General features: G+C 67.8%; 17 protein-coding genes. 1 reads left to right on the top strand and 16 read right to left on the bottom strand.

The window, feature by feature from the left end:
- Positions 1-232 precede the first annotated feature (232 nt).
- The 16 genes from ABDW59_RS12965 to gyrA all read right to left on the bottom strand — a co-directional run bounded on the left by ABDW59_RS12965 (position 233) and on the right by gyrA (position 19462).
- Positions 233-2236: an ABC transporter transmembrane domain-containing protein gene (locus ABDW59_RS12965; protein WP_343630259.1), complete on the bottom strand. Its 2004-nt coding sequence runs from the start codon at positions 2234-2236 to the stop codon at positions 233-235.
- Positions 2233-3138 (bottom strand): hypothetical protein, encoded by a 906-nt coding sequence (locus ABDW59_RS12970; protein WP_343630260.1) that lies wholly within the window; start codon positions 3136-3138, stop codon positions 2233-2235. Before ABDW59_RS12970 ends, ABDW59_RS12965 begins: the two co-directional genes overlap by 4 nt.
- On the bottom strand, positions 3131-4237 hold the full coding sequence (gene glf / locus ABDW59_RS12975) for a UDP-galactopyranose mutase (RefSeq protein WP_343630261.1): 1107 nt from the start codon (positions 4235-4237) through the stop codon (positions 3131-3133). Before glf ends, ABDW59_RS12970 begins: the two co-directional genes overlap by 8 nt.
- On the bottom strand, positions 4234-5028 hold the full coding sequence (locus ABDW59_RS12980; protein WP_343630262.1) for a glycosyltransferase family 25 protein: 795 nt from the start codon (positions 5026-5028) through the stop codon (positions 4234-4236). The genes glf and ABDW59_RS12980 overlap by 4 nt, the downstream gene beginning before the upstream one ends.
- A complete protein-coding gene (locus ABDW59_RS12985; RefSeq protein WP_343630263.1) occupies positions 5025-6056 on the bottom strand; it encodes a glycosyltransferase in 1032 nt (343 codons plus the stop codon). The genes ABDW59_RS12980 and ABDW59_RS12985 overlap by 4 nt, the downstream gene beginning before the upstream one ends.
- Positions 6057-6074: 18 nt before the next feature.
- Positions 6075-6845 carry a glycosyltransferase gene (locus ABDW59_RS12990; protein WP_343630264.1) on the bottom strand — a complete coding sequence of 257 codons (771 nt, stop codon included), beginning with the start codon at positions 6843-6845 and terminating at the stop codon, positions 6075-6077.
- 68 nt (positions 6846-6913) lie between these two features.
- The gene (gene lapB / locus ABDW59_RS12995; RefSeq protein ID WP_343630265.1) at positions 6914-8071 is read right to left on the bottom strand and encodes a lipopolysaccharide assembly protein LapB; all 1158 of its coding nucleotides are present in this window, start codon (positions 8069-8071) and stop codon (positions 6914-6916) included.
- Positions 8061-8348 carry a LapA family protein gene (locus ABDW59_RS13000; RefSeq protein ID WP_067063577.1) on the bottom strand — a complete coding sequence of 96 codons (288 nt, stop codon included), beginning with the start codon at positions 8346-8348 and terminating at the stop codon, positions 8061-8063. Before ABDW59_RS13000 ends, lapB begins: the two co-directional genes overlap by 11 nt.
- Positions 8349-8446: 98 nt before the next feature.
- On the bottom strand, positions 8447-8755 hold the full coding sequence (locus ABDW59_RS13005; protein ID WP_343630266.1) for an integration host factor subunit beta: 309 nt from the start codon (positions 8753-8755) through the stop codon (positions 8447-8449).
- A 167-nt stretch (positions 8756-8922) separates the two neighbouring features.
- Positions 8923-10608 (bottom strand): 30S ribosomal protein S1, encoded by a 1686-nt coding sequence (gene rpsA / locus ABDW59_RS13010; protein WP_343630342.1) that lies wholly within the window; start codon positions 10606-10608, stop codon positions 8923-8925.
- 198 nt (positions 10609-10806) lie between these two features.
- Positions 10807-12828, bottom strand: a complete 2022-nt coding sequence (locus ABDW59_RS13015; RefSeq protein ID WP_343630267.1) for a bifunctional 3-phosphoshikimate 1-carboxyvinyltransferase/cytidylate kinase — start codon at positions 12826-12828, stop codon at positions 10807-10809.
- 50 nt (positions 12829-12878) lie between these two features.
- On the bottom strand, positions 12879-13769 hold the full coding sequence (locus ABDW59_RS13020) for a prephenate dehydrogenase/arogenate dehydrogenase family protein (RefSeq protein ID WP_343630268.1): 891 nt from the start codon (positions 13767-13769) through the stop codon (positions 12879-12881).
- A 13-nt stretch (positions 13770-13782) separates the two neighbouring features.
- On the bottom strand, positions 13783-14922 hold the full coding sequence (pheA, locus tag ABDW59_RS13025) for a prephenate dehydratase (RefSeq protein WP_343630269.1): 1140 nt from the start codon (positions 14920-14922) through the stop codon (positions 13783-13785).
- Positions 14915-16039: a 3-phosphoserine/phosphohydroxythreonine transaminase gene (serC, locus tag ABDW59_RS13030; RefSeq protein WP_343630270.1), complete on the bottom strand. Its 1125-nt coding sequence runs from the start codon at positions 16037-16039 to the stop codon at positions 14915-14917. The genes pheA and serC overlap by 8 nt, the downstream gene beginning before the upstream one ends.
- A 145-nt stretch (positions 16040-16184) precedes the next feature.
- Positions 16185-16778 carry a DUF2059 domain-containing protein gene (locus ABDW59_RS13035; protein WP_343630271.1) on the bottom strand — a complete coding sequence of 198 codons (594 nt, stop codon included), beginning with the start codon at positions 16776-16778 and terminating at the stop codon, positions 16185-16187.
- Between the two features lie 2 nt (positions 16779-16780).
- Positions 16781-19462 carry a DNA gyrase subunit A gene (gene gyrA / locus ABDW59_RS13040; RefSeq protein ID WP_343630272.1) on the bottom strand — a complete coding sequence of 894 codons (2682 nt, stop codon included), beginning with the start codon at positions 19460-19462 and terminating at the stop codon, positions 16781-16783.
- A gap of 262 nt (positions 19463-19724) precedes the next feature.
- Here gyrA and ompA point away from each other — a divergent pair, with 262 nt between their 5' ends.
- Entirely contained in the window at positions 19725-20372 is a 648-nt protein-coding gene (ompA, locus tag ABDW59_RS13045; RefSeq protein WP_343630273.1) for an outer membrane protein OmpA, read from the top strand.
- Positions 20373-20496: the final 124 nt, after the last annotated feature.

A 20496-nucleotide genomic window follows, 5' to 3' on the forward strand; every position in this document is an offset into this window, starting at 1 on the left:
AAGCGCCTCAGCCGAGAACTGCGGCTGCGCTGCCTTGTCTGCACCTGAATTCGTCTTCGTCTTGCGTGGCATTCATGCTCCTTATCGACATGCTATGCCTCACACACGAATTTACTGACAGACCCGCGCAGGCTGAAACGATCGGGCCTCGCTGCCTGCCCCGGCCCTCACCCCAACCCCTCTCCCACTTCATGGGAGAGGGGCTCGACGCTTCAACGAAGGGGCAAGCGGCTCAATGCTGAACCTTCACCATCCCCGCATACACGCCGTCGCGCGCCATCAGCTCATCATGGCTGCCGCTCTCGACGACCTGGCCATTCGCCATCACCTGAATGCAATCCGCGCGGCGAATCGTCGACAGCCGATGCGCGATGACGATCAGCGTCTTGCGCCCCTGCCACTGCTCCAGCGCCTGCTGCACCGCACGCTCGCTCTCGGTGTCCAAGGCGGAGGTCGCCTCGTCGAAGATCCACACCGGCGCGTCCTTGTACAGCGCCCGCGCGATCGCCAGACGCTGACGCTGACCACCCGACAGCTTGCTGCCGTTGGCCCCCACGCTGCTGTCCAGCCCCTCGGGCAGCGTCTGCACGAAGTCCCACAGCGCCGCGGCGCGCAGCACCTGCTCCAGCTTGGCGTCGTCGCGCTCCTGCGCATACGCGATGTTGTCCGCCACCGAGGCATCGAACAGCACGATGTCCTGCGACACGACCGCGAACTGCCGGCGCAGATTGGCCTTGGTCAGCTCGTCGATGGACACGCCGTCCAGCGTGATCCGACCACCGTCCGGCCGCTCGAATCCCATCAGCAGATTCACCACCGAGCTCTTGCCCGCGCCCGAGCTCCCCACCAGCGCCGTGGTGCGCCCGGCAGGAATGCGCATGTCCAGCGCCGCCAGCGCGTCACGGTTCGCGCCCGGGTAGCGCAGCGTGACGCGCTCCAGCGCGATCTCGCCGCGCGCGCCGTGCAGCTCGCGGGTGCCGGTGTCGGGCTCGGCCGGCGTGTCCAGCATGCCCATGCAGCCGCGCGCCACGACCAGCGCATTGGTGATGGGCTGCATCACGTCGCTCAGATGGCGCAGACGCGAGCTCATGAACAGCAGCGCGGTGACGAAGCTGGCGAACTCGCCCACGCCGGTCTGGTTCTGACGCGATTGCAGCAGCGCCAGGCTGACGATGATGGAGATCCCCACGCTGGCCATCAGCTGCGACAGCGGCTGCGCCATCGCGTTGGCCGCCGCCGTCTTGAGCGCGCTGCGCTGCACCTCGCGGGCGCGCTCGGCGAAGCGCTTGCGCTCGTAATCGGCCGCGTCGAAGCTGCGCACCACGCGCCAGGCGCGGGTGACGTCCTCGACCACCGAGACCAGACGCAGCTGCGCGTCATAGGCCCAGGAGCCCATCTTGCGCACCCGCTTGTTGACCTTGCGCACCACGAAGGCCAGGCCCGGCACGGTGACCATGGACAGCAGGGTGAGCTGCCAGTTCAGCGCGAAGAGATAGCCCATGAGCGCGAGCGCCGGCAGGCCGTCGCGCAGCACCGTCACCAGCGCGCCGGCGATCAGCGTGACCACCTGCTGCGGATCGTTGACCACCTTGGTCACCGCGGTGGCCGGCTGCAGGCTGGTGTAGACGCGGGCGTCGGCGCGCAGCAGCACCTGCAGCAGCGCGGCGCGGATGTCCATCACCGTGCGCGAGATGGTCCAGTTCAGCATGTACTGGCCGCAGAAGCTGAACAGCCCGCGCAAGCCGAACAGGCCGATCAGCACGATGGGCACCATCCACACCGGGAAAGAGTACTGCGGCTTGGGCGTTGCCGGCGCCGCGGCCGCCGAGGCGGCGCCCGCGGGTGGCGTGGCGGCGGTGGTCGTGGCCGCCGTGGCCGCCACCGAGCTGGCCGACGCGCCGGCCGTCGAAGCCGCCTCCGAAGCGGCGATCGTTGCGTCACCCGCCGTGGCCGATGAGGGCGTCGCCGCGGGCGTTGTCGTCGCTGCGGATGCCGCCGGCAGCGTCGTTTCTCCGCCCAGCGCGGGCAGCGCGGACGACGAGCTCGAGCTCTTGGACTGGAAGCCCTCGCCCAGCGCATAGCCCAGCAGCTTGGGGATCAAGGGCTCGGTCGCCGCGACCATCACGAAGGCCACCACCGAGAGCATCAGCCCCCAGCGGTGCGGCTTCATGAAGCGCCACAGGCGCTTGGCGGTGAGCTTGAGCGGCTCATCGCCGGTGTAATCGGATTGGCTCATGTGTCGCTCGTGATCTTGCCGGCGTGCGCGGCACTCGTGGCCGTCCCCGCGGCGGCATTGGCGGCGGCCATCGCGGCCTTGCGTCGTTCGCGCCGGTAGCGCCGCGTGCCGTTGGCGCGTCGCAGCGCCATCAGCAGCCGTTGCCAAAGCGAGGGCTTGCGGATCGCCACCACGCTGTGCAGCAGGTGCTTGCCGGAGTAGCGCTGCTGCGCCACGTCGAACTGCGCCAGCAGGCGCTGCTCATCCAGGCGCGGATCCATGTCCGGGTTGTTGCGGTACAGGTCTCCGCCCAGCGGCCGCGTGTGGCGCACCGGCGTGGCGTCGATGATCGCGATGGAATCCGGGCGACCACGGCCCGCCAGCTTGGGCCAGACCCAGTCCAGTCCCCAGCCGCTGCGGCTCATCGTGAAGGTCGGCAGGCAGGCGCGCAGCGCCGACTTCTCGAAGATCGGCGCCATCACCTCGACGAAAGCCACGTGGCGCAGCACGTACTCGGGCCGCTCCAGCAGCTGATCCCAGCTGCGGAACGAATCGCGCGTCAGCGCCGGCTGCGCCAGCGACAGGCTGAAGCCGTGGAACAGCGCGAACATGCGGTTGATCACGTCGGTCGTGGCCGAGAGATCGTCGTCGGGAAACCAGAAGGCGTCGTAATCGCGCAGCAGCTCGGGATGGGCGTCGAGCAGGTCGCCCAGGCAGGACCATTTCGGGCCGGCGCGGTGCTCGTAGTACTCGGCGTCCGTCGAGTGCAGACCCGGCTGCTTGCCGTAATAGCTGATGAACAGGTCGAAGTCGCGATTGGGCTCGGCGATCCAGCCGCGGTGCAGCGAGGCGTCGCCCGCGCGCAGGATCACCAGATTGCGACGGCGGCGGCGCGGCGCGGGCGCGGCCTGCACTTCAACCACGGGCGGCCCCGTCGACCAGGTCCTGCGCCGTCTTCAGCGCGGCGGCGACGATCTGGTCCATGTTGTAGTAGCGGTACTGCGCCAGCCGGCCGACGAAGGTCACGCCCTCGGTGTTCTCGGCCATCTCGGCGTACTTCTTGTAGAGCGCCTCGTTCTCGGGCCGCGGCACGGGGTAGTAGGGGTCGCCCTCGTCCTGCGGGTACTCGCGCACGATGGAGGTGCCCGCATGGGTCTCGCCGGTCAGGTGCTTGAACTCGGTGATGCGGGTGTAGTCGTGGTCGTTCGGGTAGTTGACCGTGCCGACCTGCTGGAACTGCGCGGTGTCGGGCAGATGCTGGTGGTCGAAGCTCAGGCTGCGATAGGGCAGCCGGCCGTGGCAGTGGTCGAAGAAGGCGTCGATCGGCCCGGAGTAGATGATGTGGGCGCCGGCAAAGTCGCCGCGCACGTCCTTGAAGTCGACGCCGGTGCGGACGGTGATGTTGGGGTGGTCCAGCATGCGCTCGAACATGGCGGTGTAGCCGTCGGCGGGCATGAACTGCAGCGTGTCGGCGAAGTAGCGGTCGTCGTCGTTGCTGCGCGTGGGGATGCGGGCGGCGACGCCGGCGGACAGCTGCGACAGGTCCAGTCCCCACTGCTTGCGGGTGTAGCCGCGGAAGAACTTGTCGCACAGGTCGCGGCCGACGGAGTTCAGCACCACGTCCTCGCTGGTCTGGATCGGGTCGCGGGGCTCGCGCACGGTTTCCAGATAGCCCTGCACCTCGTCCTCGGTCAGGCTCAGGCCGTAGAGGGTGTTGATGGTGGTGCGGTTGATGGGGATGGGCAGCAGCTGCTCGCCGACCTTGGCCAGCACGCGGTGCTCGTAGAAGCGCCAGGTGGTGAAGCGGGACAGGTACTCGAACACCTTCTTCGAATTGGTGTGGAAGATGTGCGGGCCGTAGGGATGGATGAGGACGCCGTGGGCGTCGCGCGCGTCGTAGGCGTTGCCGCCGATGTGCGGGCGCTTGTCGATGAGGTGGACCGTGTGGCCGGCGTCCGCCAGCACGCGGGCGCAGACGGAGCCGGCAAAGCCGGCGCCGACGATGAGGTATTCAGTGGTCATGGGCGTCCGCCGTGGGTCAGTTCAGGAAAGGGGTCGCCGGCCGCTTCGAGCGCCCGGTTGAACCATGCGTTGCAGAGGTTGTAGCGCCATTGTCCGCGCGCCTTGCGCCAGCGGCTGCCCAGCGACACCGCCCCCTGGCGGTCGCCGATGGACGAGGTGAAGGACTCGTCGCCCAGGCCGATGGGGTAGGGAGAGACGCCGTAGAGCCGCAGACCCGACTGCCACCAGTGGCGGATGTCCACGTCCACCGGGCGATGGAAGCGCGCATGGCGGGCCAGCAGCTTGCGCGCGCCCTCGGCGCTGAGCAGATAGGCGCCGGTGAGGCTGGGCGCGCGACGGTAGCGGACCAGCTCGGTGCCCGCGGCAGGCGCGGGCAAGGGCCAGCGGCGCGAGAGCTTTTCGCTGTCGCGGCCGACCAGCTTGATCATGTCCCAGCGGACGGGGAGCGCGCCGATGGCGGCGAGCACCGCCGGCAGCGTGGCGTGCAGCTCCACGTCGTCCTCGAGGACCAGGGAGAAGGGCTGACCGCGCTCGCCCGCGGCGGCGACGCGGCGCCAGACCTCGATGTGGCTGGCATAGCAGCCGACCTCGCCGGCCGAGAGCGGCCGCGGATAGTCGGACGCGTTGAGCGAGGCGTCATAGAGCGCGTCGAACTGCGCGGGCGGCAGCGCCTTGCCGTAGACCGCCTCGACCCACTCGAAGGGCAGGGAGAGCGCTTCCAGTTGGTCGCGCATCACCGTCAGCCGCTGCGCGTCGCGCGGCAGGTTGATGAGGAAGACGGGGCAGCTCACGAGCGCAACTCGGCCAGATGGCGGCGGTAGAAGTCGTCGATGCGGGCGGCCTGCGCGGGCAGATCGAAGCCGCTCAGGTCGTAGCCGCGGCGGGCGGGCAGGGTGGCGGCGAAAGCGCGCAGCGCCTGCGCCAGCGCGCCGACGTCCTCGCGCGGCACCAGCGGCCGGTCGATCAGCGTCTGCAGGTGGCGGGCGCCCTGGCTGTCGCTGGCCAGCACCGGCAGTCCGGCATGCATGGCCTCGAGGAAGACCAGGCCGAAGGGCTCGCTGCGCGCGGCGCTGACGAAGCCGTCGAAGGCCGCGAACCAGTCCTGAGGGTCTGAAACGAAGCCCGGCATCAGCACATCGGACGGGGCTTGACGGCGCAGCGACTCCCAGTCGCGGCCATGGCCGACGATGGCCAGCCTTGCATCGGGAATCGCGGCCTGCTTCCACGCCTCCAGGAGCACGTCCAGCCCCTTGCTGTGCTCCGCGCGGCCCAGCGCGCCGATCAGGCGCGTGGAGGGCGAGAGACCCAGCGCGGCGCGCAGCGTCTCGCGCGCGCCGGGGGCGGCGGGCGTGGGCGCGCTCCAGTTGTCGATGGCCTCGCAGGGCAGGCCGTCCGGCACGTCCTTGAGCTGCCACGGCGCGATGGCGATCAACGCGTCCAGGTGGCGATGCTGCTGCGCCTTGTAATGGATGTGCAGCGTGCCCACGCGCAGCATGCGGGCGCTGCTCAGGCTGCCCAGCGTCTTGCAGGCCTGGCTCAGGTGCGCGTGCGCGACGTCGGGCCGCAGCTTGCGCAGCACCTGCCTGGCGCCGAAGGTCCGCAGCAGCTTGAAGCCGCCCAGCAGATGGATCTGCACGTCCGGGCTCACGCGATGCGCGAGGGCGTCCGGGCGGTCCTCGGCGGCCGACTTCGGTAGCAGCAGGCTGACGCGGTGGGTACGGGCTTGGTGGTTGGCCAGCTCGATGGCATAGCGCTCGCTGCCCGCGAACCGGTCGGTCAGCAGGACATGGCAGATGTGGAGGCGGTCGGACGAGGTCATGCGCGCGTCACTCCGGCCTCATTCGTGCCAGTGCTCCGCGATCCACGGCGCCGGCAGCGGGCGGCGCCAGTTGCCGTTGCTGCGGCCCTCCAGCGCGTCCGGCGGGTTCATCACACCGTGGAAGATCAGGATGCGCGCGCCCTTGGGAATGAAGGGCGCCTTGACGTAGTTCAGCGGCCAGCGCGGAATGCAGTGGTACTTGAAGCTCGCGCACCAGCTGTCGTCCCAGTACTGCAGCTGCCCCTTGCGATGGATCTCGTCGGACAGGTAGGCCTGCTCGTTGCGGAACTGCGTGCGGATGGACTCGAACTCGCGCCGGAACTTGGCCAGCACATCGGCGTGCGCGCCCAGCGTGAAGCGGTAGACCGACGAGTTGCCGGTGATCCGCCACGGCCGCTTCCAGTCGTGAATGATGAGGAACTCGCCCGGGACCTCGAAGAACGGCGTCATGTCGTCGACGATGACCACGTCCAGGTCCAGGAACAGCGCCGTGCCGCGCAGTCCGTGCAGGTCGGCCTCGAAGGTCGTCAGCTTCTGCCAGCCGCGGTCCGGGATGCCCTCGGGCAGCGCCAGCGGCGGAATGGGCAGGCATTGCACCTCGGACCGGATGCCTTCGCTGCGGTCGGTCAGGCAGACGAAACGGAAATCGCCGCGCAGATGGCGGCGCACCATCGCGTACAGGCGATTGACGTACTCGGGACCGTACTTGGTCCCCCACTTCATGCAGAGGATGACGCGCTCGTCGCTCGAGGCGGCGGCGGGGACGGAGGCGGCGGAGGTGGCGCTCATCGGGATGTTCTTCGAGGCGGCTCAAGGGCGTCGGGGGACGAGCTTCAGGACGTCAGGCCATTCGAGCATCAGAGCTCTTCGACGTGACGCGGGGGATAGCTGTCCCAGCTCAAGCAGCCGGGGCATTGCCAGAAATAATGCTGGGACTCGAAACCGCAGGCGGCGCAGCGGTAGCGCTGCAGCGGCCGCACCGCGCGTTGCAGCGCCGTGCCGACCAGTTGGGCTTCGTCGTCATTGAGCGGCTGCTGGCGCGCCTGGCTCTGCTGCAACAGCTGCGTCGCGGCGGACAGGGCCGGCTCGACGCGCAGGTGCTCGGCCAGACGGCGGCGCTGCGCTTCCGGCGCGGGCTCCAGCAGCGCGATCGCCTGCAGCAGCGCCATGCTCGGATGACGGCGGTACTGGGCCTCGATCAGGGCCAGCGCCTGAGCGCCGGTGCCGGTCGCGAGGGCGGCTTGCGCGTACTCGCGCGCCACGAGATTGAAGGCGTCGGGATTGGCCTTGAGCAGCTCGCCGTAGATCGCCATGGCGCCGGCCTGGTCGCCCTGACGCGCGCGCATCTGGCCGGTCAGCACATAGGCGCGCGCGGATTGCGGCGCGCGCTCCCGGGCCTGGTCCAGCCAGCGGGTGGCGCCGGCCTCGTCCTGATGCGCCTGCGCCTCCAGCGCCAGCTCGCACCAGTAGTTGGCGATGCGGTTGGCAAAGCTGCCGGTGCCGGTGGCCTCCAGCTGCTCCGAGACCTCGGCCGCCTTGGCCCACTCGCGCGAGCGCTCATACAGCGACAGCAACGCCAGCGCCGCGTCGTGCGAGAACTGCGTGTCCTTGAGCGCCTCATAGGAGCTCTCTGCGCGGTCGAACAGGCCGGCCTTGAAGAAGTCCTGCGCCAGCGCGTACTGCGCGCGGTCGCGCTCGGACTTGGGCAGGTCGCCGCGCGACAGCAGATGCTGGTGCACGCGCACGGCCCGCTCGTACTCGCCGCGGCGGCGGAACAGGTTGCCCAGCGCGAAGTGCAGCTCGGAGGTGTCGGGATCGGCCTGCACTGCTTCGATGAAGGCGTCGATAGCCTTGTCCTGCTGCTCGTTGAGCAGCAGGTTCAGACCCTTGAAGTAGGCGCGCGGGGCGTCGCGCTGCTCGCGCTTCCATTGGCGCGAGTCCAGCTTGGACGCGAGCCAGCCCAGGCCAAAGACCAGGGGGACGCCGATCAGCAACCAGCTGAGATCAAATTCCATCGGGGATCTTGGGGTCGGGAGCTGCGGGGGGAGGGAGATCGTCCGCCGGCGGCAGCGAGCGAGCCGCGGCGCGCTTGTGGCGCCACCACGCGGGCACCATCGCCAGCACGCCGAAGGCGCAGCCCAGCGCGAAGGTCAACAGGACCACGATCACCAGAGGAGACCGCCAAGCCTGGCCGAAGAACCAGTGCACGACGACCTCCTGGCTGTTGTTCAGCGCGAAGGCGAACAGGCAGAAGAAGAGGAAGGCGCGGAAGAGCCAGACCAGAATTCGCATGGGCGCGATTCTAGGCGTGACGAATGGCCGGTTCGGGGATCAGAACGCAGGGAAGTCCCGGGCGTCGCGCCGGGCGCTGCGAAGCGCGTTCGCGCGGGTCAGGCCGCCTCGTCGTCCAGGACGGGCAGCTGGGCATCGACCGCTTCGCGCAGGGCCTTGCCGGGCTTGAAATGGGGGACCAGCTTCTCGGGGATCATGACCTGCTCGCCGCTGCGCGGATTGCGACCGGTGCGGGGCGGGCGACGGTTGATCGAGAAACTGCCGAATCCACGGATCTCGATGCGGTGGCCACGGGCCAGCGCGTCGGACATCGCGTCCAGGATGGTCTTGACCGCGAACTCGGTGTCTCGCTGCGTGAGCTGGGTGAAGCGCTCGGACAAGTGGGCCACCAGGTCGGATCGGGTCATGGTCGTGGGCATCTGAAAAGAGACAGGCTCGCTGCGGAGCGAGCCTGTCGGTGCGGTTTCGCGTGTCTGCGGGGTCAGGCTAACTCAGCCCGCCCCCGACCAGAACAAGGGATTCTCTTGAGCCCCAGGCGACGCGCGATGCGCTTCGCCCGAGACGTTCAAGAAGATCAGCCGTTGTTCTGGTTGTCCAGCTTGGCGCGCAGCAGGGCGCCCAGGCTGGTCGTGCCGGCGTTTTCACGCTCGTTGGACTGCGACAGACGCTGCATGGCTTGTTGCTCGTCGGCGTTGTCCTTGGCCTTGATCGACAGCTGGATGCTGCGCGACTTGCGGTCGACGTTCACGATCACGGCGGAGACTTCGTCGCCTTCCTTCAGCACGTTGCGGGCGTCTTCCACGCGGTCGCGGCCGATTTCCGAAGCGCGCAGGTAGCCGGTGACGTCTTCGCCCAGATCGATCTCGGCGCCACGCGCGTCGACGGTCTTGACCTTGCCGGTCACGATCATGCCGCGGTCATTGACCGAGACGAAGGTCGAGAACGGGTCGCCGTCCAGCTGCTTGATGCCCAGCGAGATGCGCTCGCGCTCGACGTCCACGGCCAGAACGATGGCTTCGACTTCCTGGCCCTTCTTGTAGTTGCGGACAGCGGTTTCACCCGGCTCGTTCCACGACAGGTCGGACAGGTGCACCAGGCCGTCGATGCCCTGGGCCAAGCCCACGAACACGCCGAAGTCGGTGATCGACTTGATCGGGCCCTTGACGCGGTCGCCGCGCTTGACGTTCTCGGCGAACTCTTCCCACGGGTTGGCGCGGCACTGCTTCATGCCCAGCGAGATGCGACGCTTGTCTTCGTCGATCTCCAGGACCATGACTTCCACTTCGTCGCCCAGCGAGACGACCTTGGAGGGCGCCACGTTCTTGTTGGTCCAGTCCATTTCGGAAACGTGCACCAGGCCTTCGATGCCCGGTTCGATCTCGACGAACGCGCCGTAGTCGGCGATGTTCGTGACCTTGCCGAACAGGCGGGTGTTGGCCGGGTAGCGGCGCGACACGCCGAACCACGGGTCGTCGCCCAGCTGCTTCAGACCCAGCGAGACGCGGTTCTTCTCGGCGTCGAACTTCAGGACCTTGGCGGTCAGCTCTTGACCCACCGTCACCACTTCGCTCGGGTGACGGACACGGCGCCAGGCCATGTCGGTGATGTGCAGCAGGCCGTCGATGCCGCCCAGGTCCACGAACGCACCGTATTCGGTGATGTTCTTGACCACGCCGTTGACGATGGCGCCTTCGGTCAGCGTCTCCAGCAGCTTGGCGCGCTCTTCACCCATCGAAGCCTCGACCACCGCGCGACGCGACAGCACAACGTTGTTGCGCTTGCGGTCCAGCTTGATGACCTTGAACTCCATGGTCTTGCCCTCGAACGGGCTCATGTCCTTCACCGGGCGGGTGTCCAGCAGCGAGCCGGGCAGGAAGGCGCGGATGCCGTTGACCAGGACGGTCAGGCCGCCCTTGACCTTGCCGGAGACGGTGCCGGTCACGAAATCGCCCGATTCCAGAGCGGTTTCCAGCGACAGCCACGAGGCCAGACGCTTGGCCTTGTCGCGCGACAGGATGGTGTCGCCGTAGCCGTTTTCGATGGCGTCGATGGCCACCGAGATGAAATCACCGACTTGGACTTCGACTTCGCCCTGGTCGTTCTTGAACTCGTCGACGGGCACGTAGGCTTCGGACTTCAGGCCGGCGTTGACGACCACGAAGTTGTGCTCGATGCGGACGACTTCAGCCGAGATGACCTCGCCGGCGCGCATGTTCGACTTCTGCAGCGATTCCTCGAAGAGGGCGGCGAAAGATTCCATTTGGGACATGTGAGATTTCCTTGCCAGGCACAGAGCGTCCGGCGGCTTGACGTGTCAAGCGGCCTGATCCGAGAGGTGCGAAGGCTTGTGTTGCAAGCGGACTTGCGGGTTAGGTTGTCGAATACGTCACCCCCAGTGGACTGGCGTCCGGAGGGAGGGGTGACGCTCCTGTTTGTGCGCCGGGAGTCGGGCGAACCGTCAGACCTTGAACGGACCGCGTTCCTGCCACCAGCTCAGCACCAGATCACGAGATTCCCCGATGGTCTGCTGCGAGTTGTCCAGCTCGATCGCGTCCGCGGCGGCCTGCAGCGGAGACGCGCTGCGACCTTTGTCGCGTGCGTCCCGCGCTTCCAGATCAGCGCGCAAGCCCTCGATATTAGCCGGAATTCCCTTGGAAATCAATTGCTTGTGGCGCCGCTCGGCCCGCGTGGCGGCGCTGGCGGTGAGGAAGACCTTCAGCGCGGCGTCCGGGAAGATCGCCGTGCCCATGTCGCGCCCGTCCGCCACCAGGCCGGGAAGGCGGCGGAAGTCCAGCTGCAGCCGATGCAGCGCGCGCCGCACCGCCGGGTGCGCACCCACCTGAGAAGCCATCAGGCCTGTGGCCTCCTGACGCAGCTCGGCGGAGACGTCTTCCTCGTCCAGCAGCACGCGGCCGCCCTCGAACTTCAGATCCAGCGTGGGGACGATGGCGGCGACCGCCTCGCCGTCGCTCAGATCCACGTGGTGGCGCGAGGCTGCCAGCCCGGTCACGCGATACAGCGCGCCTGAGTCCAGGACCTCATAGCCCAGCGCCTGGGCGACCTCGTCGGTCAGCGTGCCCTTGCCGGAGGCGGTGGGGCCGTCGATGGTGATGACGGGGATGTCCTCGGCGTTCGCGCGGACCACGCCGAACAGCGTCTCGAAGTAATCCGGGAAAGTCTTGGCCACGCATTGCGGGTCCAGGATGCGCACCGGCACCGCGGCGCCGACGCGGTCCTCCTGCAGGCCGTTGAACGCGGCCAGCGAGAAGCACATCGCGACGCGATGGTCGTCGTAGGTGTGGATCGCTGCCGGCTTCCAGGCCTTGAGCGGATGCACCCGCAGCCAGTCCTGGCCTTCCTCGACGCTGGCGCCGAGCTTGCGCAGCTCGGTGGCCATGGCGGCGATGCGGTCCGTTTCCTTCACGCGCCAGGACGCGATGTTGCGCAGCGTCGTCGGGCCGTCGGCGTACAGCGCCATCACGGCCAGCGTCATCGCGGCGTCGGGGATGTGGTTGCAGTCCAGGTCCAGCGCCTTCAACGGCCACGAGCCGCGGCGGACTTCCAGCCAGTTCGGGCCGATCTCGACCTGCGCGCCCATGGCCTGCGCGGCCTCGACGAAGCGCACGTCGCCCTGAACCGAGCTCGAGCCCACGCCCTCGATGCGGATGGGCGCGTCGGTCGCGGCGATCGCGCCCAGCGCGACGAAGTAGGAGGCCGACGAGGCGTCGCCCTCGACGTGGACCTCGCCCGGGGAGCGATAGCGGCTGCCGGCCGGAATGACGAAGCGCTGCCAGTCGGCGTCGCGCTTCACCTGCACGCCGAAGCGCGCCAGCAGTTCCAGCGTGATGTGCACGTAGGGCTTGGAGATCAGCTCGCCGGTGACCTCGATGACCACGTCCTTCTCGGCCACCAGCGGCAGCGCCAGCAGCAGCGCGGTCAGGAACTGGCTGGACACGTCGCCGCGCACGCGCACCGGCGCGTCCAGCGTCAGCGCGGACGGGCCGCTCAGGCGCAGCGGGGGGTAGCCCTCCTGGCCCAGGCACTCGATCGGGCAGCCCAGCGCCCGCAGCGCGTCAACCAGATCGCCGATCGGGCGCTCATGCATGCGCGGCACGCCGGACAGCTCGAAGCTGCCGCCCTGCGTCGCGGCCAGCAGCGCCAGCGCCGCGGTCAGCGGACGCATCGCCGTGCCGGCGTTGCCCAGGAACAGCTTGGCCTCGCGCGTACGTAGCGTGCCGCCGACGCCCGTCACCGCGAGCGCGCCATCGGCGCGCTGCTCCAGCACGCATCCCAGCTCGCGCAGCGCGGCCAGCATGACCTTGGTGTCGTCCGAGGCCAGCAGGTCGTGCACCAGCGTCACGCCCTCCGACAGGCCGGCGAGCAACAGCACGCGGTTGGAGATGCTCTTGGAGCCCGGCAGTGGGACGGTGCCGGCGGCGCCGCGCAGAGGAGGCAGGTCCAGGAAGGGAATCTTGTACATGTCGCGGTCCGGCGCGCGCGGGCGCGCCGTCTCGATAGAGGGGTAGAGGGTTACTTGGACTTGGCTGCGGGCGCGGACGGTCCGCCGAGCTGCCACTGCGCGCGGCCCTCCGAGGCCTGCCGGATCATCGCCTCGAGCTCCTGCGCGTTGCCGCCGCGGATGGCCTGCTCCAGTTGGTCCAGCACGTTGCGGAAGCGCTGCGACTGGGCGAGCAGGTCCTGTCGGTTGGCCATCAGGATGTCGCGCCACACGGCCGGATCGCTCGCGGCGATGCGGGTGAAATCGCGGAAGCCGGGGCCGGCCAGGCTCAGGAAGTCGCGGCCCGAGGGTTGTCGCGCGACCGAGCTGAAGTAGGCGTAGGCCAGCAGGTGGGGGAGGTGGCTGACGGCGGCGAAGGCCTCGTCGTGATGATGCGGCGCCATCTTGAGCACCTGGCAGCCCAGCGCGGACCAGACGTCGGTGGCCTTCTGAACGAGCTCGGGACGGGTCTCGTCCAGCGGCGTGAGGATGACCTGCCGACCTTGATACAGCGCCGCGTCGGCGTGCTGCACGCCCGAGCTCTCCTTGCCGGCGATCGGGTGCGCTGGGACGAAACTCGACCGTTGCCTGCCCAGCGCGCGGGTCGCGGCCTCGACGACGTCGCTCTTGGTCGAGCCCACGTCCATCAGCAGCACGTCGCTGCGCACCAGGTGGCGGATGGCCTTGAGCGTCGACTCGGTCGCCGCCACGGGGACGGCCAGCAGCACGATGTCCGAGCCGGACACGGCCAGCAGCGCCGACTCCGCGGCAATGTCGATCACGCCCATGCGGCGCGCGGCGTCGGTCGTGGACGGGCTCTTGCTGTAGCCGACCACCCGGCGCACCAGGCCGGCTTTCTTCATGGCCAGCGCGAACGAGCCGCCCATCAGGCCGCAACCGATCACGCCGAGTTGGTTGAACATCGCGGGAAGCCCTTCAAGCCTTCAATGGATAGGAGCCGATGACCTTGTAGAACGCGCAGAGCTCGCGCAGTTCCGCCAGCGCCGCCGCCACATGCGGTTGCGACGGATGGCCGTCCAGGTCGATGTAGAAGTAATACTCCCACTGGCCGGTGCGGGCCGGCCGGGATTCCAGGCGCGTCATGGACACGCCGTGCTTCTTCAGCGGGACCAGCAGGTCGTGCATCGCGCCGGGGCGGTTGGCCACCGAGACGATCAGGCTGGTGCAGTCGCGGCCGGTCGCCGGAGGCGTGGCCATGGTCTGCGGAAGCGTGATGACGGCGAAGCGCGTGCGGTTGTAGGCCTCGTCCTGCACCGCATGCGCCGTGATGTGCAGCCCGAACAGCGTGGCCGCCCGCTCGCTGGCGATCGCGGCGTAGGCCGGGTTCTGCGCGGCCAGGCGGGCGCCCTCGGCGTTGCTGGACACGGCGCGGCGCTCGGCGTTGGGCAAATGCTTGGACAACCAGTTCTGGCACTGCGCCAGGGCCTGCGGATGCGCGAGCACCGCCTCGATGCCCTCCAGCGAGTTCTCCTTGCGCAGCAGGTTGTGGCGGATCAGCAAGCTGACCTCGCCGACCACGTGCGTGGGCGTGTGCAGGAACAGATCCAGCGAGCGCGTCACCACGCCTTCGGTCATGTTCTCGACGCCGACCACGCCGTACTGCGCGCTCCCGGAGGCGGTGGCGTGAAAGACCTCGTCGAAGCTGTTGCAGTAGATGAGGTCGGCGGCGCCGCCGAAGTACTCGATCGCGGCCTGCTCGCAGAAGGTGCCGAAGGGGCCCAGCACGGCCACGCGCTGCGGAGACTCCAGCGCCAGACAGGCGGACATGATCTCGCGCCAGATGGCGGCCACGTGCTCGCCCTTGAGTGGGCCCTGGTTCGCCGCCTTGATCTTGGCGATGACCTGGGCGACGCGGTCGGGCCGGAAGAACGGGGTGCCGTCGCGGCGCTTGATCTCCCCGACTTGCTCGGCCACATGGGCGCGCTCGTTCAGCAGCGACAGCAACTGGCTGTCCAGCGCGTCGATCTGCACGCGCAGCGCGGCGAGCTCGGGATCGGCGGCGGCAGTCGGGATCGCCGCGGCGTCGGGGTTCTGGGTCGGATCGGCTTCAGCCATGTCGGTTCTCGAAATCCTTCAGGTAGCTCACCAGGGCTTGCACACCCTCCAGCGGGATCGCGTTGTAGATCGATGCCCGCATGCCGCCCACCGACTTGTGGCCTTTGAGTTGCAGCAGCCCCCGCTCCTTGGCACCGGCCAGGAAGGCGTCGTTCAGACGCTCGTCGCGGAGGAAGAATGGGACGTTCATCCGCGAGCGGCAATGCGCCGCCACGCGGTTCTCATAGAGCGACGAGTCGTCCAGCGCCTGATACAGCAGCGTGGCCTTGTCGATGTTGCGCTGCTCGATCGCCGCGAGGCCGGTCTTGCCGGCGTACTCGAAGCGCTTGAGCCATTGGAAGACCAGCCCGGCGACGTAGATGCCGAAAGTCGGCGGGGTGTTGAACATCGATTCCGCCTCGGCCACGATCTTGTAGTCGAAGGCCGAGGGGCAGATCGGGAGCGCGCGACCCAGCAGGTCCTCGCGCACGATCACCAGCGTGAGGCCGGCCGGGCCGATGTTCTTCTGCGCGCCGGCGAAGGCGACGCCGACCTTGCTCCATTCGACTGGCCGCGAGGCCACGTGCGAGGAGAAGTCGATCACCAGCGGAGCGTCGCAGCCCAGCGCCTTCAGGTCGGGCAGCGTCTGGAATTCGATGCCGTCGATGGTCTCGTTGGTGCAGACGTGGACATAGGCCGCGTCCTTGCGCAGTTGCCAGGTCGATGCGTCGGGGATGTCGAGATGGCGCTGGTCCGCATTCAGCGTCGCGCTGTCGGCGGCGATGCGGACGTCAGCGTAGCGACGGGCTTCCCCGGCGCTCTTCTTGGACCAGGAACCGGTGACGACCACGTCGACCGCGCCGCCGCCCGACAGGTTCATCGGGACGATGGCGTTCTCGCCCAGTCCGCCGCCCTGCATGAACAGGATGCGGAAATTCGGGGGGACCTGCAGCAGCTCGCGCAGGTCGGCTTCCGCCGCCTCGTAGATCGAGATGAACTCGCGGCCGCGATGGCTCATCTCCATCACGCTCATGCCGGAGCCGTGCCAGTCGAGCATCTCCTCGGCCACCAGCGACAGCACCTCGTGGGGGAGGGCGGCGGGGCCGGCGGAGAAGTTGAAGGGGCGGACTGCTTGCATGGCGCTCAGGGGTTGCGGCGAAGACGGGTCACGAAGAAGAGCTCCCCATGACCGCGAAAAATCGAAGGGGCGCGGTCGTCGCGACCTGCGTCGCGCCGGGCGCGCCCCAGGGCTCGTGCGGCGGCCCGGGCCGCCGTCGTCGAGCTTACTTCTTCGGCGCCGGCTTGGCCGGCGGCTGCTTGGCGGCCGGAGCCGGGCCTTCCATGCCCAACTGCTTGGCGATGTTGGTCTGCAGCGCGTTGAACTTCTCGTCCAGCAGCTTGCCGTTGTCCTCGACCAGCTTCTTCGTGTAGACGTTCTGCAGGTCGGGAGCGGCTTCCGCGAACTTCTTGCTCACGGGCGATTCCAGCCAAGCGACCAGCTGCTTGAGCTCGTCCTCGGTGAACTTCTCGTCCAGGGCGACGCCCATGGTCTGCGGAATCAGGACCTTGCCCTTGTCGACCAGCCCCGGGCCGTTGTCTTCCATGAACTTGCGCAGGTCGGTGTCGATCTGCTTGGCGACGGCTTCGCGCTTGGCTTCGGGCACGCGGCCCAGCTGCGGGGCGGCCTTGGCGGCCAGTTCGTTGACCGGGCGACTCAGGACGCTGATGGTCAGCGCTTCGATGGCGGGCTGTTGCAGCTTCAGGATGCGGGCGATCAGCTCCTTCTTCGCGGCCGACGACTCGGCCTTCTGCGCGAAGGCGATCGGGCTCACCAGCAGGGAGGCGGCAACGAGGCCGGCTTGTACGGTCTTCAGCAAGGTCATTCCTTCACGTCGGGATTGGAGTCGCCCGCGGCGCCCGTGGCGTCGCCGGCTTCGGGACCGGCGTCGCCGTCGGTCGGTTCGGATACATCGGATTCATTGGCATCGTTCTCGACGATGCGTTGCAGGCCCGAGAGCTTGGCGCCCTCGTCCAGCGAGATCAGCGTGACGCCTTGCGTCGCGCGACCCAGCTCGCGGATCTCGGCAACCCGCGTGCGCACCAGCACGCCGGTGTCGGTGATCAGCATGATCTCGTCCTCCGGACGCACCAGCGTCGCCGCGACGACCTTGCCGTTGCGCTCGCTCTGCTGGATCGCGATCATGCCCTTCGTTCCGCGGCCGTGACGGGTGTACTCGGTGATGCTGGTGCGCTTGCCGTACCCGTTTTCGGTCGCGGTCAGCACGCTCTGCGTCTCGTCCTCGGCCACCAGCATGGCGATCAGGCGCTGATCGGGCTCGAGCATCATGCCGCGCACGCCGCGGGCCTGACGGCCCATCGGGCGGACGTCGTCCTCGTCGAAGCGCACCGCCTTGCCGCCGTCGGAGAACAGCATCACGTCATGCTGGCCGTCGGTCAGGGCGGCGCCGATCAGGTAGTCGCCGTCGTCCAGGTCCACCGAGATGATGCCGGCCTTGCGCGGGTTGCTGAAGTCCTTCAGCGAAGTCTTCTTGACCGTCCCCAGGGCGGTGGCGAAGAAGATGAAGTGGTCTTCCGGGAAGCTGCGGAACTCGCCGGTCAGCGGGAGGATGACGTTGATCTTCTCTTCCGGCTGCAGCGGGAACATGTTCACGATGGGCTTGCCGCGCGCGTTGCGCGAGCCCTGCGGGACTTCCCAGACCTTGAGCCAGTACACGCGGCCGCGGTTGCTGAAGCACAGCATCCAGTCGTGGGTGTTGGCGATGAAGAGCTGGTCGATCCAGTCGTCGTCCTTCGTGGCGGTCGCTTGCTTGCCGCGGCCGCCGCGGCGCTGGGCGCGGTACTCGCTCAGCGCCTGGCTCTTGATGTAGCCGGTGTGGGAGAGCGTCACCACCATGTCGGTCGGGGTGATCAGGTCCTCGGTGCCGAGCTCCTGCGCGTTGTGCTCGATCACGCTGCGGCGCGCGCCCAGCTTGGTCTGGCCGAACTCCTGGCGGACGGAGACCAGTTCCTCGCCGATGATGGTCGTCACGCGGGCCGGGGTGGCCAGGATGTCCAGCAGGTCGGCGATCTGGGCCATGACGTCGCGGTACTCGCCGACGATCTTGTCCTGTTCCAGACCGGTCAGGCGCTGCAGACGCATCTGCAGGATTTCGCCGGCCTGGTCGTCGGACAGCTTGTAGAGGCCGTCTTCCTGCATGCCGTACTGCGCGGGCAGTCCTTCCGGACGGTAGGCGTTGCGGCCGCCGACGGTGTCGCCCTCGGCGCGGGACAGCATCTCGCGCACCAGCGAGGAATCCCAGGCGCGCGCCATCAGCTCGGCCTTGGCGACCGGGGGGGTCGGGCTGCGCTTGATGATCTCGATGAAGTCGTCGATGTTGGCCAGCGCGACGGCCAGGCCTTCCAGCACGTGGCCGCGCTCGCGGGCCTTGCGCAACTCGTAGACGGTGCGGCGGGTGACGACCTCGCGGCGATGCTCCAGGAAGACCGTGATGAGGTCCTTCAGGTTGCACAGCTTGGGCTGGCCGTCGACCAGCGCCACCATGTTCATGCCGAAGCTGTCCTGCAGCTGCGTCTGCTTGTACAGGTTGTTCAGCACCACTTCCGGGACTTCACCGCGCTTGAGCTCGATGACGACGCGCATGCCCGACTTGTCGGACTCGTCCTGGATGTGGCTGATGCCCTCGATCTTCTTCTCGTGGACCAGCTCGGCGATGCGCTCGAGCAGGGTCTTCTTGTTCACCTGATAGGGGATCTCGTCGACGATGATCGCCTGGCGCTGGCCGCGATCGATGTCCTCGAAATGCACCTTGGCGCGCATCACGACCTTGCCGCGGCCGGTGCGGTAACCCTCGCGCACGCCGCTCAGCCCGTAGATGATGCCGGAGGTGGGGAAGTCGGGCGCCGGGATGATTTCCATCAGCTCGTCGATCGAGCAATCCGGGTTCTTCAGCGCATGCAGGCAGGCGTCGACGACTTCATTCAGGTTGTGCGGCGGGATATTCGTCGCCATGCCCACCGCAATACCGGACGAGCCGTTCACCAGCAAATTCGGCAAACGCGTTGGCAAAACCAGCGGTTCTTTCTCGCTGCCGTCGTAGTTGGGGCCGTAGTCGACGGTTTCCTTGTCGATATCGGCCAGCATTTCATGGGCGATTTTCGACAGGCGGATTTCGGTGTACCGCATGGCGGCGGCGTTGTCGCCGTCGACCGAGCCGAAATTGCCCTGGCCGTCGACCAGCATGTGGCGCAGCGAGAAGTCCTGCGCCATCCGCACGATGGTGTCGTACACGGCACTGTCGCCGTGAGGGTGGTACTTACCGATGACGTCGCCGACGATACGGGCCGACTTCTTGTAAGGTCGGTTCCAGTCGTTGTTCAACTCGTGCATCGCGAACAGCACGCGACGATGCACCGGCTTGAGGCCGTCGCGAGCGTCGGGCAGGGCGCGTCCCACGATCACGCTCATCGCGTAATCCAGGTAGCTGCGACGCATCTCCTCTTCGAGGCTGATGGGCAGGGTTTCCTTAGCGAACTGGGTCATGCGCATGCAGGCCGCGCGCGCAGGGGCGCCGACCTATGGAGAGGGCAGAAGACAGTAATTCTAATTGCGCGCGCTTGTCGTGCCTGCGCAACAGGTTCATGAACGGAAGCGGTGCACTCCGCGAGAATGAAGTCGTCCTGTTGCCCTATGGCACAATCGGTTCGTCCCTAGGAGAAACCCTTGGTCTGGGTCTTCTAAGGTTTTTAGTTCCGACATTGGACGTTTCGCAGGGCAACTGCGGCCTATCCTTGAGAGGAGAATCATGAAGAAACTGAACCGCGTGGCGTCGCTCTTCGCTGTCGCCGCTGTGGCCACCTCGGGCGCAATGGCCCAAACCGTGGACAACTGGCGCGCAACGGACGGCACCGTTTGGAAGAACGGCACCAACGAGCTCTGCTGGCGCGATGCTTTCTGGACCCCGGCCACGGCCGCCAAGGACTGCGACGGCGCGCTCAAGCCGGTCGTCGCTCCCGTGGTCGCGCCCCCGCCGCCGGCCCCGCCCGCCGCTGTGACCCCGCCGCCCCCGCCTCCCCCGGTGGCGAAGCCCTCCAGCGAGAAGGTCACCTACGCCGCTGACGCCTTCTTCGACTTCGACAAGTCGGTCCTGAAGCCGGAAGCCAAGTCCAAGCTGGACGATCTGGTCTCCAAGACCGGTGACATCAACCTGGAAGTGATCATCGCCGTCGGCCACACCGACAGCGTGGGCACGGACGCCTACAACCAGAAGCTGTCGGTGCGTCGCGCCGAAGCGGTGAAGGCGTACCTGGTGTCGAAGGGTCTGGAAAAGAACCGCGTCTACACCGAAGGCAAGGGCAAGAAGCAGCCCATCGCCGACAACAAGACCGCGGAAGGCCGCGCCAAGAACCGCCGCGTCGAAATCGAAGTGGTCGGTACCCGCGCCGTCAAGTAAACGGACTCGCGCAGCGCCTTTCGGGGCGCTCGCGAAGACCCCGCCAGCCGCAAGGCTCGCGGGGTTTTTTCATGCCCGCATGATGGCGGGCTGCGTGGGGGCGATGGCCGTTTTGTCCGATGGC

Origin of the sequence: Roseateles sp., from assembly GCF_039595295.1 — a bacterium.
Classification (GTDB): domain Bacteria; phylum Pseudomonadota; class Gammaproteobacteria; order Burkholderiales; family Burkholderiaceae_C; genus Roseateles.